Here is an 18,069-nt window from a genome sequence, read left to right as displayed (position 1 = left end):
GGAAACTCGAACCGGATGCACCCGTAATGGGTGCAAAGCTGGGTACTGCTTCCGTCTTGCATTCGCCGTGACCAGGTCTTTCGACACGATCTTCGACGTTCATCCCGCCCGACTCGAGTCGCGACGGATCACGTCTCAGTCAAGGCAACCCGATCAGTATGCCGTAGCGGACCCGAGAGTTCAAATCGCACCCCCAGCCACGCTCACCGACAAGCCCGAGGTCAGCCTATATCGCCCACCCGAATCGCCGTCCAGCATCTTACCGACAAGTAAGGTTGCGTTGCATGACGCCCGCGACCGCCACCTACCGCAGCTGGCAACGACTGCCCGCCAACCGATTCGGCCGCGCACTGTTCTCGATCGGCATGTGCGCCCGTGTCCCCTACTTCGCGACCGTGCTGCCGAGTGTGGAGCAGTTGGCGCCCGGACTGTGCGTGATCTCCGCCCCCAAATGGTGGGGAGTCCACAACCACATCAAGACCTTCCACGCGATCGCCGCCTGCAATCTCGCAGAGGCCGCGATGGGGATGCTGGCCGAGGCGACCGTGCCGACCACGCATCGCTGGATCCCCAAAGCGATGAACGTCCGATACCTCGCGAAGGCGCAGTCACGGCTTCGCGCGACCGCGATGCTGCCCGAAATACCGGACTTCCCGACGATCACCAGCGGCGCCGAACTGGCGATCCCGATCACGATCACCGACCGGGGCGGTGTCGAGGTCGTCCACGCCGACATCACCGTGTGGGTGACCCCTGCCTGAGCGCGACAGGCTGAGCGCGACAGCCTGGGCGAGACGGGGCGGTCGGAGATGCCGGCCGAGGTGGGCCACCCGATATATTCGGCCGGATCAGTTGTTGCATGCGTCACAGCGGCCGGTTCGGATCGCGAACCCGATGTGGTGGCTGCAGACGACAGCGGGATTCCTGTCCCGTGAAGGAGTGCTCATGACCCCGTCCGCCGCCTCTCGCCCCAGTTCTGCCCGCGCGTTGCGTCGCCGTCCGCAGCTCTCCGAGGATGTCGCGGTGCACGTGCGAAACCTGATCATGTCGGGCGGCGTGCGGCCCGGGGACTACATCCGTCTGGACGAGACCGCCGCCGAGCTGGGAGTCAGTGTCACCCCGGTTCGCGAAGCGCTGCTCACGCTGCGCGGCGAGGGCCTCGTGGAACTGGTCCCCCACCGCGGGTACGTCGTCGCCCCACTCAGTCGCGACGACGTCAACGACCTCTTCTGGCTGCAGGGGCGGATCGCCGAAGAACTGGCGATTCGGGCCACCACACTGGTCGACGACGACGCCCTCGCGGAACTCGGGGCGATGAACGAGCAGTTGCGACGTGCCGTCGAGCTCGGTGATGCCGACCGCATCGAGGAGCTCGAGTTCGGCTTCCACCGAATTCTCAATCGACTCGCGGGAGCACGGAAGTTGTCGTGGTTCCTCCTCAATGCGACGCGCTACACCCCGGTGCACTTCTATTCATCGGACCTGGACTGGGGCCACGAAGCGGTGGCGAGTCACACACGTCTGCTGTCGGCCCTCGCCGCGCGTGACACCGTGGCCGTGTCGACCGAGACCCGCGCCCACTTCGAGGATGGTGCAAAACGCCTGGTGCGACACCTGGAGACCGTCGGAATCTGGGACTGACCAAACAAACGACCGACCCGGACATCGCCGGATCGCGCGCGGCGGGACGGCGGTCGGGGCAAACCTCACAGAACGACCCGCGTCACATCGCCGGGTAACATTTGGCGGGAGCGGAGGGATTACACGTCGACGGATGGACGCGTGGGCCCTGAGAGTGGTCACCCATCCGAACCCAGGTGAAACAGCGGAGTGTCGATGCCCATATTCCAGGACACAGCGGTGCTGGTCGACGATGTCCACAAATCCTTCGGCGATGTGAAGGCCTTGCGGGGCGTCAGTTTCCAGGCCGAGCGCGGGACTGTCCTGGGCATTCTCGGGCCCAACGGCGCCGGGAAGACCACGACGGTCAAGGTGCTGTCCACACTCATCCGACCCGACAGCGGCCGCGCGATGGTCGCCGGTCACGACGTGGTCAGTCACGCCGCCGACGTCCGGCGCTCGATCATGATGACCGGCCAGTACGCCGCGCTCGACGAAACGTTGTCGGGCCGCGAGAACATCGAACTGTTCGGTCGGCTGATGGGGCTCGACCGCGCGTCGGCCCGGCAGCGCGCCCAGGCCCTGCTCACCGAGTTCGATCTCCTCGATGCCGGTAAGCGCGCCGTGCGGCACTACTCGGGCGGCATGCGACGCCGTATCGACATCGCCTGCGGTCTGGTGGTCCGCCCCGAGGTGGTGTTCCTCGACGAGCCGACCACCGGGCTCGACCCGCGCAGTCGACAAGGCGTGTGGTCGCTCGTCAGCTCGCTCAAGGCGCAGGGCATCACGGTATTGCTGACCACGCAGTATCTCGAGGAGGCCGACCTGCTCAGCGACAACATCATCGTCATCGATCGCGGCACCGTGATCGCGGAGGGCACCGCCGACCAACTGAAGGCGCGGACCGGCGGCAGCTACTGCGAGATCGTCCCGCTCGATCCGCAGCAACTGCCATGGGCCGTGCACGCGCTCGGCAACCTCGTTCCGATCGAGATCCGGGCCGAGATCTCCGAGGGGAGCGAACGGGTTGCGATTCCGGCGCCCGACGGGGCCGGCACGCTGTCAGAGGCGCTGCGGCGACTCGACGCCGCGGGAATCGAACTGGCCGACATCGCGTTGCGTCGCCCCTCCCTCGACGACGTCTTCCTGTCGTTGACCGGTCACTCCGCACCGGAGAAGCAGCCATGACAACCTCGGCGAAGAGCGCCGCGAATAGTCTCTCGGTGTCCGCGGCGTCGAAACAGGCCGCGCTGAGTGTGCCCGCGAAGAGGATCGGCTCGCACCGACGTCCGGACCCCAACGCATTCCAGCAGTGGATGGTGCTGACCGGCCGCACCCTCAAGACAATGGTGAAGACGGGTGAACTCGCGGTCGCCATCGTTGCACCGCTGATCTTCACCATCGGTTTCTATCTGCCTCTGCGGTTCGTCATGAAACTGCAGGGCATCGACTACGCGCAGTTCCTGATGCCGATCATCGTGTTGCAGGCGATGGCCTTCACCGCGATCTCGGCGTCGCAGCTGGCGTCGGTCGAGGCGCTGCACGGTTTGACGACCAGGCTCAAGACGATGCCGGTGTCGGGTCCTGTTCCCTTGCTGTCCCGCATGACCAGTGCGCTGGTCAGGTCGACGATCGCGCTCGCGGCGGCACTCGCATACGGCTATGCGATCGGGTTCCGGTTCAGTGCGGGATTCGCCCCGGCAGGTCTCTTCTGCGTGATGGCCCTCGCCATCAGCCTCGCCCTGTCACTCGGGGCCGACGCGATCGGCACGCTCTCGAAGTCTCCCGAGGCGACCGCGCAGGCACTCGCCCTTCCGCAGCTGATCCTGGGCATGCTGTCGTGTGGTTTCGTGCCGGAGTCCGGGTTCCCCGAGTGGATCCGGCCGTTCGTCCGAAATCAACCGATCTCCCAGTTCTCCTACGCCATGCGCGACATGGCCGAGGGCGGGCTGTCGGCATCGACGTTGTTCCCCGCAACCGCATGGTGCGTCGGATTGGCCGCGGTGTTCGCACCGCTGGCCTGGTGGGCAAGTATGAGGCGCCAATGAGCGAGCACTCCCAGTCCACCCGGCCAGCCCGGTCCGCCCTGGTCTCGTCCGAACGCAGGGTCGACGAAGGCGGCTTCGACTTCCCGCTCCCCGTGAACGTGTGGGGCGAGAATTCGATGCAGGCGTTGTGGACGCACAGTCTGATCCAGTGCAAGCGACTGCTGACGCGGTGGGCACGCGACCCCTCCACGATGATCCAGGCGCTGCTGTATCCGGCTCTGACACTGATCATGTTCCGAGTCGTCATCGGCAACACCGTGACGGCCGCGACGGGCATGCCCGCCATCTACGGGCAGGTTCCGATGATCATCCTCGTCGGCGCGATGTTCGGCTCGATCGTGAGCGCCGTGGGTCTGCGTGGCGAACGAAAATCGGGTCTGCTGTCGCGGTTCTGGACGCTGCCGATCCACCGCGCCGCCGGCCTCGTCGGCCGCATGATGGCGGAGGCCGTCCGTGTTCTGGTGACGACCGTCGTCATCCTGGCAGTCGGGTTCGCCCTCGGGTTCCGGATGACGCAGGGCTTCCTCCCGAGCATCATGCTGCTGGTGATCCCGGTGATCTTCGGCATGGGCTTCGCAATGATGGTCACCGCGTTGGCCACGGTGGCCGGCGACGCCCCCCTCGTCGAGTTGGTGTCGATCGCCTGCACACTGCTGATGTTCTTCAACTCCGGGTTCGTCCCGGTGATGGCCTATCCGACATGGCTTCAGCCCGTGGTCGCGGCCCAGCCGATGTCGTGTGCAATCGACGCCATGCGTGGTCTCGCGGTCGGCGGCCCCATCCTCGAACCGGTGTTGCAGACGCTGGCATGGTCGTTCGGGATGATGGCCGTGTTCATCTACCCGGCGATCCGCGGCTACCGGCGCGCTGCTGCCACCGGCTGACGTCGAAGACGGGCCCGAAGATCGGGCCGAAGACGAGCCGAAGACGAGCCGCTGAATCGGTTCTGTCCCGGCGCCTCCGGAACACCCCCGAATTGTTCATCCGAATACCGGGGTGAATGCCCTTTTCGTCTGATATCAATTTAGCGAATCACTGCCCGTCCGCAGGTTTACAGGAGCACAAGAATGGCCCTTCGGCAACGCTCGGTGGCGAGAGTCCTCGCCACCACGGCAGCGGTCTTTCTCGGCGCAATGGGGCTTCACCCGGCCGCCGCGACCGCCGAGCCTGCTCCGGGCAGCCTCGTCCTACCGTCGGCGGCCCCCGCCGCGCGCTCGTTGACACCACCCGACGCCGCGCCGGAGGGCGCCAACGACTGGTCGTGCCGCCCGAGCACGCAACACCCCCGGCCGGTGGTCCTGGTGCACGGCACCGGCATGAGCATGCTGCAGAGCTGGAATGTGATCTCGCCGGCGCTGCGGAACGCGGGCTACTGCGTCTACGCACTGAACTACGGCGCCGCGGCGCATTCGTGGGGCACCGGCGACATCCGCGGTTCCGCCCGCGAACTCGCATCGTTCGTGGACACGGTCCGTGCTCGCACCGGATCGGCCCAGGTCGACATCGTCGGCCACTCCCAGGGCGGAACCACGGCCCGCCAGTACCTGCGTTTCGAGGGCKGAGCCGACCCGGTCGTTCCGTCGCGCAACAAGGTGCGCAGCCTCGTGATGCTCGGGCCCACGACCCACGGCACGACGTTCAGCGGGATGCAGGACCTGTTCACCGCGTTCACGTCGCTTCGCCTCACCGACGAGGCGACCAATCAGGCAATCGTCGAGTTCACGTTCGGGCTGGCGTCGTACCAGCAGCTGGTCGGATCGCGGTTCCTCGAACAGCTCAACGCCGGCAGCGAGACTGTGCCCGGCGTCGACTACACGGTGATCGCGTCACAGGCCGACGAGATCGTGACGCCACCGATCGGCTCGTTCCTCGTGCCGGGTCCCGGTTCGTCGGTGCGCAACACGTGGGTGCAGGACGCGTGTCCGGGAGCCCGGTTGGGGCACGCCGACCTGCTGGGCGATCAGCGTTCGGTATTCCTGGTGAAGGCGGCCCTGGATCCGTCCTTCGGACGGGGCAACGCCGTCCCCTGCTGACCCGAACGGTCTCGGCCGCGAAGGACCGACGGCGGGCCCCTCCTTCCCGGAGGGGCCCGCCGTTTCGTCGGTCGGGACTCTGCCCGTCAGCCGCGCAGGTATCTGTCGAGCACCGGGCCGATGACCGCGAGCCCCTTCGGCGAGGTCATCTCCCGGTGTCTTACGGGCACCGAGACGACGTCGACAGCTCCGTGCACCCAGTCCCGCCAGCCGTCGACACCGCTCTCACCGTCCAGTTCGGCGTTGAAGTACAGCACGTTGCCGTCGAAGCCGGTCGGCCGATACCTGTCGAGCAGGCTCGACGAGTGCGCGATTCCGGCCAGGATCCGCTGCCAGCCCATGTCGGTGATCTGGTCGAACGGCGCGGGCAGTCCCTGGAGGATCTCCTCGACCTTGTCCGGGCTCATCTCGCGCAATGCGATGTCGCCGCCGGCGAGTTGGACCGCGAAGTCACCGAACAGGTCGGCCAGCGACGGATCCGCATCCGGGTCGACCCGGTTCTCCGGATCGGCGACGTAGCTGTCGAGCATCGAGAGCATCCGCACTTCTTCGCCGACCGCGCGCAGGTGGACCGCCATCGCATACGCGACCGAGCCCCCCATCGACCACCCGAGCAGATGGTAGGGCCCGTGCGGCTGGATGCGCCGGATCTCCTCGACGTACAGCTGCGCCCACTGCTCGATCGTGGCGGGAAGCGCGGTGTCCTCGCTGAGCGTCGGCGACTGGATGCCGTAGATCGGCCGGTCCTCGTCGACGTAGCCCGCGAGACCGGCGAATCCCCACGACAGGCCGGTGATCGGGTGGATGCAGAACAGCGGCGCCTTGCCTCCCGAGACACGGAAGGGCAACACCACGCCCAGACCGCCCGACTCCGCGGCGCCAGGAAGGTCCGCGGCACCGGATTCGATGCGCGCGGCGAGGCTCGCGACGGTGGGGTCCACGAACATCCACTGCAGCGGGATGTCGACGTCCACCGCGCTGCGCAGCCGGGAGATGACGGTGACCGCGACGAGCGAGTTGCCTCCGAGTTCGAAGAAGTCGTCGTCGAGACCGACCTGTTCGATCCCGAGTACCTCGCCGAATGCCTCGGCGACGGCCGTCTCGACCGGGGTGACCGGCGCCCGGAACTCGCGTGCCTCGATCACCGGGTCCGGGAGCGCCTTGCGGTCGATCTTGCCGTTGACGTTCTGCGGGAGCGCCTGGAGCTCCACGAACATCGACGGCACCATGTACGACGGCAGCGTCGCCGTGAGGGTCGACTCGATTTCCTCCAGGTCGAGGGTGTCCGACCCGGACGGCACGACGTACCCGACGAGACGGTCACCGGCCCGCGCCTCGCTCCACACCGTGACCGCCGCCTCGGCGATGTCGGTGCGGGATCGCAGCGCGGCCTCGATCTCGCCCAGCTCGATCCGGAATCCGCGGACCTTGACCTGGAAGTCGGCGCGGCCGACGTAGTCGAGGGTCCCGTCGCCACGCCACGCGACCACGTCTCCGGTGCGGTACATCCGCTCCCCGGCCGGACCGTACGGGTCGGCGACGAAACGGTCGGCCGTCAGCGCCGCCCGACCGTAGTAGCCGCGGGCCAGCTGGGCGCCGGCCAGGTACAGCTCGCCGGGCACGCCGACGGGGACGGGACGCAGACGGTCGTCGAGCACGAGTAGACGGGTGTTCCATTCGGGTCCGCCGATCGGGACCGCCGATCCGTCGACCTCGTCCACCCGCTGTGCGGTCACCGACACCGCGGCCTCGGTGGGGCCGTACAGGTTGAACAGGTCTGCGCTGCCCGCCGCGGCGAACCGGGCGGCGGTGTCCGCCGGCAGGACCTCGCCGATCGCGAGCACACGGCGCAGCGATTCGGGGAGCCGATCCTCGGACTCGGTCAGCAGCGCCTGCAGCATCGACGGCACGACGTGCAGGGTCGTGACCCCCTCGCGACGCATCAGCGCACCCAGGTAGCCCGGGTCGCGGTGACCGTCCGCCGACGCGACGACCAGGCGTCCACCGGAGGTGAGGGCCGACCAGAACTCCCACACCGACAGGTCGAACGTCGCCGCGGTCTTCAGCAGGGCCGCGTCGGCCGGGCCCAGACCGTACTCGACGCGCTTCCATTCGAGCTGGTTGACGATCGCCGAGTGACTCACGGCCACACCCTTCGGGCGTCCCGTCGAACCGGACGTGAAGATCACGTAGGCGGTGTTCGCGGGGCGCAGCGGCGCGGTGCGCTCGTCGCCGCGGATCGGATCGGCACCGAACTCGCCGCCGTCGAACGTGTCGAGGTGCACGACGGGAATGGGTGCGGCGACCTCGAATCCGTCGCGCATCGTGGTGAGCACGCACACCGGGTCCGCGGTCTCGAGGATGTAGCCGGTCCGGTCCGCGGGATGGTCCGGGTCGATGGGGACGTACGCGCCACCGGCCTTGGACACCGCATACATTCCGACGATCAGTTCGACGGAGCGGCGCATCGCGAGAGCCACTCGCGACTCGGGTCCGACGCCCATCGCGATCAGTCGCCGTGCGAGTCGATTGACCCGCGCATCGAATTCGCCGTAGGTCAGTCGCTGTGTGTCCGTCATGAGCGCCGGAGCGTCCGGCGCCTGGGCGACGCGGGCGTCGAACAGGTCGACCAGGGTCCGGGTCGGGTCGAGCGGATGCGCGGTGGCGTTCCATTCGACCAGCGCCCGATCCCGTTCCCGCGGATCGATCATGTCGAGATCGCCGACCGCGACCGACGGGTCGGCGACCACGGCACGCAGGATCCGGACGTACATCTGGACGAACCGTCGGATCGTGGACTCGGCGAACAGGTCCGTCGCGTACGTGAACTGGACCGCAGCGTCGGCCGGGTTCCCGTGCTCGTCCGTGCTGTCGACGATCGTCGCGTGCAGGTCGAACTTGGCGAGGTCGACGTCGATGTCGAGGGGTCCGACGTCCAGTCCGGGCAACGCGAGCGTGCCGAGATTCATGTTCTGGAAGGAGAATCCCACCTGGAACAGCGGATGCCGTGCCGTCGAGCGGACCGGATTGAGCACCTCGACGAGCCGCTCGAACGGCACGTCGTCGTGTTCGAAGGCGTCGAGGTCCGCCGCGCGCACCCGGGCCAGCAGCTCGGTGAACGACTCGGCGGGGTCGACGTGCGTCCGCAACGCCAGGGTGTTGACGAACATGCCGACCAGGTCGTCGAGGGCCACGTCGCCACGACCCGCGGTGGGTGTTCCGACGACGATGTCGTCCGAGCGCGACAGGCGGGCCAGTAGCACCGCCAGTGCCGCGTGCATGACCATGAACGAACTCGCGTTGTGCGCCTTGCCGAGGTCGACGAGGTCACGGTGCGTCGACGCGTCGACGTCGGCGACCACCGTCGCACCCCGGTAGGACTGCTGGGCGGGTCGCGGATGGTCGGTCGGCAGGTCCAGCTGGTCCGGGATTCCGGACAGCTGGGCACTCCAGAAGGCAATCTGCTTCGCGATTACCGATGCGGGGTCCGACTCGTCGCCGAGCGATTCCCGCTGCCACAGTGCGTAATCGGCGTACTGCACGGCGAGCGGCGTCCAACTCGGGGCCGAGCCGGCGGCGCGCGCGGTGTACGCGATCATGACGTCCCGGACGAGCGGCCCCATCGAGACGCCGTCCGCGGCGATGTGGTGGACCACGAACGCGAGCGCGTGCTCGGACGGCGACACCGCGAACAGGCGCACCCGCAGCGGCACCGCGGTTGCGACGTCGAACCGGGTCAGTGCGAGGTCGGTGATGCAGGCGACCAGTTCGTCGGCGGGGACGGTCTCGGGACCGATCTCCCAGCCGGACAGCACCTGCTGCACGGGGAGCACCGACTGGTGCCCGACACCGTCCTGCTCGGGGTACAGCGTCCGGAGCGATTCGTGGCGTTCGATCACGTCGGCGATCGCGGCGCGCATCGCGGCCACGTCCAGCTCGCCGGACAGCCGGACGGCGACCGGGATGTTGTCGGCCGCGGACTCGGGTTCGAGCCGGTTGAGGAACCACATCCGCCGCTGCGCCAGCGACAGCGGCACCTGCTCGGGACGGTCCTGCGCGACGAGAGGTGCGCGGCCGCTTCCGCCGAGGTACCCCGCACGTGCGGCGAGGGCCTCGACCGTCGACGCCTCGAACACCTCACGCACCGGGATGCGCGCGTCGAGGGCTGCACCCAACCGCGACACCACCTGCGTCGCGATCAGCGAGTTGCCGCCGAGCTCGAAGAAGTCGTCGTCGAGTCCGACGCGGTCGACGCCGAGCACGTCCGCGAACACGCCCGCAACGATCTGCTCGACGGCGGTCGCCGGTGCCCGGAACGCCTTGGCCTCGAACGTCGGCACCGGCAGTGCCTGACGGTCGAGCTTGCCGACGGGGGTGAGCGGCACCTCGTCGAGCACGACGATCGACGCCGGCACCATGTACGACGGCAGCCGCGACTGCAGGTGCCGCGTCACGGCGTCGGTCTCGACTCCCGCGTCGGCGAGCACGTAGGACACGAGCGCGGCCTGCCCCGACGGCAGGGGCTGCGCCACCGTGACGGCGAACGTCACGCCCGGGTGCTCGGTGAGGGCGGTGTCGATCTCGCCGAGTTCGATGCGGTAGCCGCGGACCTTGACCTGGAAGTCGGACCGGCCGACGTATTCGATGGCCCCGGCGGCGGTCCAGCGCACCACGTCACCGGTGCGGTACATCCGCTCCCCCGGTTCCCCGAACGCGCTGGCGACGAACCGGTCCGCGGTCGGACCGGGCCGCCCCTGGTATCCGCGGGCGAGGGCGCCGCCGGTGAGATACAGCTCGCCGGCCACGCCGACCGGGACCGGCTGCAGTCGCCCGTCGAGCACGAGGGCTCCGACACCGGGGACGGGTGCGCCCACCGTGATCGGCTTGCCCGCGAACAGCTCGCACCGGGTCGACACGATCGTCGTCTCGGTGGGGCCGTACGCGTTGAAGAACTGACGGTCCGGCGCCCACCGGCTCACGAGCTCGGTGGTGGACGCGTCGCCGCCGACCGACAGCAGCCGCAGATCGTCGAGTCCCTGCGCCTCCATCGAGCCCAGCAYGGCGGGCGTGATGATCGCGACCGTCACCCGCCGCTCGGCGAGCAGCGAATGCAGTTCCGCGCCACCGAGAATCGACGGCGGGACGACCACCAGTTCCGCGCCGGCAGCGGCCGCGAGCATCCATTCGAAGACCGACGGATCGAAGCTCGGCGAACAGATGTGCAGCACCCGGTCGGACGGCGTGACGGCGTACAGGTCGACAGACTCGTCCACCAGGCCGGACAGGCCGCGGTGGGTGACGGCGACGCCCTTGGGTTTGCCGGTCGACCCGGACGTGTAGATCACGTAGGCGACGTGGTCGAGATGCAGCGCGGCGATGCGATCGGCGTCGCCGACGGGGGCCACCGAGCGCGACTGCGCCGCGGCCCGGCGTTCGAGGTCGTCGAGCGAGCACCACTGCACCGCGGGCGGCAGCGCCGCGACCGCGGCGGCGTCCGCGATACCCAGCACGGCCGCCGAGTCGGTCACCATGTGCGCGACGCGGTCATCCGGGTAGGTCGGATCGACCGGCACGAACGCCGCGCCCGTCTTCGCGACAGCCCACACCGACAGCACCATCTGCCACGAGCGCGGGAACGATAGCGCCACGACACTGTCCGGTCCGGCGCCCGACGCGATCAGCTCCCGCGCCAGCGCGTTCGACCGTTCGTCCAGCTCGCGGTAGGTCAGGGTGGTGCCGTCACAGCTCAGGGCCGGGGCCTCCGCGTGGGAAGCGACGGCGCGCGTAAGGATGGCGGCGAGCGTCTCTCGATGCACGACCGCCGGACCGGCGACCCCGGCCAGTTCCGCGAGCTCGGAGTCCGCGAGCAACACGATGTCGCCCACCGGCCGCGAGGCGTCCGCGACCACGGACCCGAGCAGACGCACGAACCTCTCGCCGAACAGTCGCATCGACGACTCGTCGAACAGGTCGGTGGCGTACGTCAGTTCAACGGTCGTGTCGGTCGGCGCCGCCGCGGTGTCGGTGTCGGTGGCTGTATCCGTGGCGAAGGCGCCCGCGACCGTCATCTGGAGGTCGAACTTGGCCAGCGCCACGTCGAAGTCGACGCCGGAGACCGTGAGCCCAGGCAGCTCGAGCGACGACTGCTCGAGGCCCTGGAAGGCCAACGCCACCTGGAACAACGGATGCCGGGCCTGCGACCGCTCCGGGTTGAGCACCTCCACGAGCCGCTCGAACGGCACGTCGGCGTGCTCGAACGCGGAAAGATCCGACGCCCGGACCCGGCGCAGGACGTCGCCGAACGAGTCCGCTCCGTCGACGTGGGTGCGCAGCACGAGGGTGTTGACGAACATGCCGACGAGGTCGTCGAGTTCGGCCTCGCCGCGGCCCGCCACGGGTGTTCCGACGGCGACGTCGGAGGCGCCGCTGAGCCGGGACAGCAGCACCGACAGTGCCGCATGGATCACCATGAACGGGGTTGCGCCGTGCGCGCGGGCCAGGTCGCCAACCGCCGCCGACAACGCGGCGTCGATCGAGAACTGGTACGTGGCACCACTATTCGTTGCCACCGCGGGGCGGGGGCGGTCGGTGGGCAGATCCAGCTGCTCGGGAAGCCCCGCGAGGGCCGTCCGCCAGTAGCCGACCTGCGCGGAGATCGTCGAAGCCGGATCGTCCTCGGAGCCGAGGGCCGTGCGCTGCCACAGTGCGTAGTCCGCGTACTGCATCGGCAGCGGCGCCCAGCCGGGCGCCGCACCCACGGACCGCGTCGCGTACGCCGTCATGACGTCCCGGGTGAGCGGTCCCATCGAGAACCCGTCCGCCGCAATATGATGCAGCACGAGAACGAGCACACTGTCGGTCTCGGTGAGCCGCAGCAGCGCGGCCCGCACCGGAACGGCCGCGGTCACGTCGAATCCGGCGGAGACCAGTTCCGCGACCCGTGCGGGCGTCTCCGACTCGGTCAGATGCTCGACGCTCAGCGTCACCGCACCGTCGGCCGCGACGATCTGCTGGAAGCCGACGCCGTCGACCTGCGGATAGAACGTGCGCAGCGACTCGTGCCGCTCGACCACGTCGAGCATCGCGGCGCGCAGCGCCGGGACGTCGAGGTCACCCGAGAGCCGGATGACGATCGGCACGTTGTTGACGGCGGAGTCGGGGTCGAGCTGATTGAGGAACCACATCCGCTGCTGCGCGAGCGAGAGCGGGATCCGGTCCGGCCGCGCCTGCGGCCCGAGGGCGACACGGCCCCCGGCCGCCGAGAGCGCGGGCAGCCGGCGCGCCAACTCCTCGACGGTGGACGCCTCGAAGATCACCCGCACCGGGACCCGGGCATCGACGGCGGCACCGAGCCGGGAGACGACCTGCGTCGCGACGAGCGAGTTGCCTCCGAGTTCGAAGAAGTCGTCGTCCAGGCCGACACGCTCGGCACCGAGGACGTCGGTGAACACGCCCGCCACGAGCTGCTCGGCCGACGTGGACGGCTCGCGGAATGCCTTCGCGGCGAACACCGGTGCCGGCAACGCCTTCCGGTCCAGCTTGCCCGCGGAGCTGAGCGGGAACTCGCCGAGTACCACCACCGCGGTCGGCACCATGTACGACGGGAGCATTCGTCCTGCGGCACTGCGCAGTTCGGACGGATCGAGTTCGACGCCCGAGCCGTCCGCGACGACGTATCCGACGAGTCGCTCGTCCGCGGCCACGACGGCGGCCTGCGCCACACCGGGCCGCATTGCCAGCGCGGACTCGATCTCGCCCAGCTCGATGCGCAGTCCGCGGATCTTGACCTGGAAGTCGGTGCGGCCGAGGTACACCAGCGCACCGTCGTTGTTCCAGCGCACCAGGTCGCCGGTGCGGTACATCCGCTGCCCGACGTCGAACGGGCTCGCGACGAACCGGTCGGAGGTGAGGTCGGGCCGTCGATGGTATCCGCGCGCCAACTGGGCACCGGTGAGATACAGCTCGCCCGCGACACCGACCGGGACCGGCCGCAGCCGCGCGTCGAGCACGTGTGCGCGGGTGTTCCACACCGGCCGCCCGATCGGCACGCTCGCGCCGACCGGCCCGACGAGCTCGTGGAACGTCGTGGTGATCGCGGCCTCGGTGGGCCCGTAGGTGTTGTGGAGCGCGCCCGCGCAGTACCCGCGCAGCTCCTCGGCGAGTTCGGCGGTCAACTCCTCGCCGCCGGCGAACAGGTGCCGCAGCGATGCGAGTGCATCGCCTTCCCCGTCCGCCAGCAACGCGGCCAGCACGGACGGCACGAACTCGGCGACGGTGATCCGGCGCTCCCGCATCACCGATGCGAGGTAGTCGAGTTCGCGATGTCCCCCGGGCCGGGTGATCACGAGGTGCGCGCCGACTGACGCGGGCAGGAAGCACTCCCACACCGAGACGTCGAAGGTGAAGGGGGCGCGCTGCATGACCCGGTCGGCCGACGTGACGCCGTACTCGTCTGCGAGCCAACGCAACTGGTTCACGATCGCGGCATGACCGATCGAGACGCCCTTGGGTCGTCCGGTCGAACCGGACGTGTAGATGACGTAGGCGGTGTTCGTCACCCGCAGCGGCCGCAGGCGGTCCGCGTCGGTGACGGGTGCGTCGCCGAACCCGTCGAGGACGAGGCCGTCGAGTTCGACGCACGGCTGGCCGCCGGGCAGCACGGCGGCGTGCGCGGTGGTGGTCAGCACCAGACGCGGTGCGGCGGACTCCGCCACGTAGGCGATGCGCTCGGCGGGGTGCTCGGGATCGATCGGCACGTACGCGCCACCGGCCTTGACGACCGCGTACATCGCGACCAGCATCTCGAACGACCGCTCGAGCGCGATCCCCACGAGCGATTCGGTGCCCACGCCCTGCGCGATCAGGTAGCGCGCCAGACGATTGACGCGCGCATCGAATTCGCGATAGGTGAGCGAACGTCCCTCGAACGTCACAGCGGTGGCGTCCGGGCGCGCCGCGACCTGGGCGTCGAGCAGATCCACGAGGGTCTCCGCCGCCACGGCCCGCGCGGTGTCGTCGGCCGCGGCGGCCACGGCCCGACGCTCGGCCGGATCCTCGAGCTCGAGCAGTCCCACCCGGGTGTCCGGGTGGGCGACCGCGCCGGCGACGATCCGGGACAGGCCGTCCACGAGCCTGYGTGCGGTCGGCTCGTCGAACAGATCGGTCGCGTACGTCAAGAACACGTCGATCCCCGCGGCACGACCGGCGTCGTCGAAATGGTCGGCGCACACGAAGTCGAGGTCGAACTGCGTGGTCGCGACGGACGCGTCGACCGCCTCGATGCTCAACTCGCCCAGACGCAGCACGCTCCGCTCCAGGTTCTGGAACGCCAGGCTCACCTGGAACAGCGGCGAATACGACTGCGAGCGAACCGGATCGACGGCCTCGACGAGCCGCTCGAACGGCAGGTCGGCGTGCTCGAACGCGGCGAGGTCGGAGTCCCGGACCGCGGCGAGCAGGTCGACGAATCCGAGGTCGTCGTCGACGGCCGTGCGCAGCACCAGGGTTCCGACGAACATGCCGATCAGGTCGTCGAGCGCGGCCTCACCACGACCGGCGACCGGGGTGCCCACGGCGATGTCCCCGGTCCCGGTGTACCGCGCCAACAGGACCGCGAGCGCGGCGTGGACGACCATGAACGGTGTCGCCCCGTGCGCCCGCGCGAGTTCCTCGATGCCCGCGTGCGTGTCGGCATCCAGGCGGACCGAGTGCGTGGCACCGCGACCGGACGCGACCGCGGGCCGCGGACGATCCAACGGGAGATCGAGCACGTCGGGCAGCCCGTCGAGGGTGCTCGTCCAGTACGCGATCTGACGCGAGAGCACGCTGTCCGGATCGTCGTCCGACCCGAGCACCTCCCGCTGCCACAGCGCGAAGTCGGCGTACTGCACCGCGAGCGGCGCCCAACCGGGCTCGTCACCGTTGGCGCGGGCTGTGTATGCCGTCATGACGTCGCGCGACAGCGGCCCCATCGAGAATCCGTCGCCCGCGATGTGGTGCACGACGACGGCGAGGACGTGCTGCTCGTCCGCGACCCGGAACAGCCGTGCCCGCAGGGGCACCTCGTTCGAGACGTCGAACGGGGTGCGGACCAACTCGGTCACGTGACCGAGCAACTCGGACTCCGGGACCCGAGTCGGGACCAGGTCCGGGACGCCCGCGCCGGGATCGAGTACCTGCTGGAAGCACACGCCGTCGACGGTCGGGTAGACGGTCCGCAGCACCTCGTGCCGCGCCACGACGTCCGCGACCGCGGCCTGCAGTGCGCCGGCGTCGAGCTCCCCGGACAGCCGCAGCACGAGCGGAATGTTGTAGGCCGACGATTCGGGGTCGAAGCGGTTGAGGAACCACAGCCGCTGCTGTGCGAGCGACAACGGGATCCGCTCGGGGCGCGGCCCCGCCACCAGCGCCGTGCGCGCGCCGGAACCGGCGGCCTCGGACACCTGGGCCGCGAGCGCCTCGACGGTGGACGCCTCGAACACTGCACGCACCGGAATCTGCGCGTCGACCGCGGCAGCCAACCTCGACACCACCTGCGTCGCGATCAGCGAGTTCCCGCCGAGTTCGAAGAAATCGTCGTCCAGCCCCACCTGCGGGACGTCGAGGACGTCGGCGAACACCGACGCGACGAGTTCCTCCGCCGGGGTGACCGGGGCCCGGAACTCGCGCGCCTCGAACACCGGCGCCGGCAGCGCCTGCCGATCGAGCTTGCCCACCGGCGTGAGAGGGATGTCGTCGAGGACCATGACGGTCGACGGCACCATGTGCCGCGGCAGGGAACGTCCGACGAACTCGAGCAACGCCGCGGTGTCGATCTGGCGGCCGGAGACCGGACGCACGTAGGACACGAGAACCTTGCTGCCCGTGGTGGCTTCGTGCGCCACGGTGGCGGCGAAGTCCACATCGTCGTGCTCGGCCAGCGCGGCGTCGATCTCCCCCAGCTCGATGCGGAAGCCACGGATCTTGACCTGGAAGTCGGAGCGGCCGACGTACTCGATCTGCTGGTTCGCGTTCCACCGGACGACGTCGCCGGTGCGGTACATCCGGGTCCCGGGCTCACCGAACGGGCACGCGACGAATCGCTCCGCGGTGAGCGCGAACCGGTCGTGGTACCCGCGGGCGACGCCCGGGCCCTGCACGTAGAGCTCACCCGCGACGCCCACCGGGGTGGGCCGCAGCCGGTCGTCGAGCACCACGAGCGACATGCCCTGCGTGGGACCGCCGATCGTGATCGGTTCGCCGGGGACGAGCGGATCCGAGATCGCGGTCATGATCGTGGTCTCGGTGGGGCCGTAACCGTTGAAGAACCTGCGGCCGGATGTGGCCCAGCGCGTCACCAGATCGGGCGGGCACGCCTCGCCTCCGACGACGACGTCGAGGAAGGTATCCAGCCCCTCGGGGTTCACCGACGCGAGCGCCGCGGGGGTGACGAAGCCGTGCGTGACGCGTTGCGTCGCAATCAGTTCGGCGAGATCGTCACCGCCGTACACCGTCGGGGGTGCGATCACCATCGTCGAACCGGCGCCCACGGACAGGAGTAGTTCGAGAACCGAGGCGTCGAAGCTGGGCGACGCGAAGTGCAGGGTACGGGCCTGTGCGGTGAGGTTGTAACGACGGACCTGTTCGGCGCAGAAGTCGCCCAGGCCGGCCTGTGTGACGACGACACCCTTCGGGCGGCCGGTCGAACCGGATGTGTAGATCACGTACGCCGGATCGGCGTCCGCCAGCACCCGGCTGCGGTCGGCGAAGGAGATCGGCTCCGGGGAATGCTCGGCCAGTACACGTTCGAGGTCGTCGCCGAGGACGAGCCATTCGACGGAGTCCGGGAGCGAATCGCGGGACTCGGCTGTCGTCAGTCCCACCACGACGCCCGAGTCGGTCACCATGTGCTCGACACGGTCGGCGGGATAGTTCGGATCGACGGGCACGAAGGCCGCACCCGACTTCGCGACACCCCACACGCACGACACCGAGTCGATGGACCGCGGCACGGCCACCGCGACCGAGTCGCCGGGACCGATGCCCCGTTCGATCAGGACCCGGGCGAGACGCGAGGACCACGCGTCGAGGTCCTCGTAGGTGCGAGAGCGGTCGCCGCACACGAGGGCGGTGGCCGACGGGTCACGCTCGACAGCGGCCGCCAGCAACTGCGGCAGCGTCGTCGAACGGGGACGGCTCCGGCGCGCCGGACGTTCCCGGCGTTCCGGGCGCGGGCGCCTGGTGCGCTTGCGCTCGTCTCCGTCATTCCCGTGCAGCTCCCGACCCTTCTCGCTCATGCGTTCAGAACACCTCGTGCGTCGATCGCCTGCACCCGAAGACTCGGCTTCTGCCGACTCGGCATCTCACAACGCAGCACAGTGACTCATTCC

General features: G+C 69.3%; 7 protein-coding genes. 6 read left to right on the top strand and 1 reads right to left on the bottom strand.

What is annotated here, in order from left to right; translation table 11 throughout:
- Positions 1-284 precede the first annotated feature (284 nt).
- The 6 genes from AB4Z09_RS04075 (at position 285) to AB4Z09_RS04050 (ending at position 5,701) form a co-directional block, all read left to right on the top strand.
- Positions 285-761 carry a hotdog fold domain-containing protein gene (locus AB4Z09_RS04075; RefSeq protein WP_114718843.1) on the top strand — a complete coding sequence of 159 codons (477 nt, stop codon included), beginning with the start codon at positions 285-287 and terminating at the stop codon, positions 759-761.
- Between the two features lie 184 nt (positions 762-945).
- Positions 946-1,641 carry a GntR family transcriptional regulator gene (locus AB4Z09_RS04070; RefSeq protein ID WP_174912344.1) on the top strand — a complete coding sequence of 232 codons (696 nt, stop codon included), beginning with the start codon at positions 946-948 and terminating at the stop codon, positions 1,639-1,641.
- A 195-nt stretch (positions 1,642-1,836) separates the two neighbouring features.
- Entirely contained in the window at positions 1,837-2,808 is a 972-nt protein-coding gene (locus AB4Z09_RS04065) for an ATP-binding cassette domain-containing protein (RefSeq protein ID WP_174912347.1), read from the top strand.
- Complete coding sequence (locus AB4Z09_RS04060) at positions 2,805-3,668, top strand: ABC transporter permease (protein WP_174912350.1); 864 nt, start codon at positions 2,805-2,807, stop codon at positions 3,666-3,668. The genes AB4Z09_RS04065 and AB4Z09_RS04060 overlap by 4 nt, the downstream gene beginning before the upstream one ends.
- Positions 3,665-4,552 (top strand): ABC transporter permease, encoded by an 888-nt coding sequence (locus AB4Z09_RS04055; RefSeq protein ID WP_114718841.1) that lies wholly within the window; start codon positions 3,665-3,667, stop codon positions 4,550-4,552. Before AB4Z09_RS04060 ends, AB4Z09_RS04055 begins: the two co-directional genes overlap by 4 nt.
- A 183-nt stretch (positions 4,553-4,735) precedes the next feature.
- On the top strand, positions 4,736-5,701 hold the full coding sequence (locus tag AB4Z09_RS04050) for an esterase/lipase family protein (RefSeq protein ID WP_442239210.1): 966 nt from the start codon (positions 4,736-4,738) through the stop codon (positions 5,699-5,701).
- Positions 5,702-5,787: 86 nt separating this feature from the next.
- Here AB4Z09_RS04050 and AB4Z09_RS04045 read toward each other — a convergent pair whose 3' ends face one another.
- Positions 5,788-17,976: an amino acid adenylation domain-containing protein gene (locus tag AB4Z09_RS04045; RefSeq protein WP_442239209.1), complete on the bottom strand. Its 12,189-nt coding sequence runs from the start codon at positions 17,974-17,976 to the stop codon at positions 5,788-5,790.
- Positions 17,977-18,069: the final 93 nt, after the last annotated feature.

This window comes from Rhodococcus sp. TAF43, from assembly GCF_052113525.1.
Classification (GTDB): Bacteria; Actinomycetota; Actinomycetes; order Mycobacteriales; family Mycobacteriaceae; genus Prescottella.
Note: the sequence above shows the minus strand (reverse complement) of the source record. Positions and strands in the feature narration are given on the sequence as shown.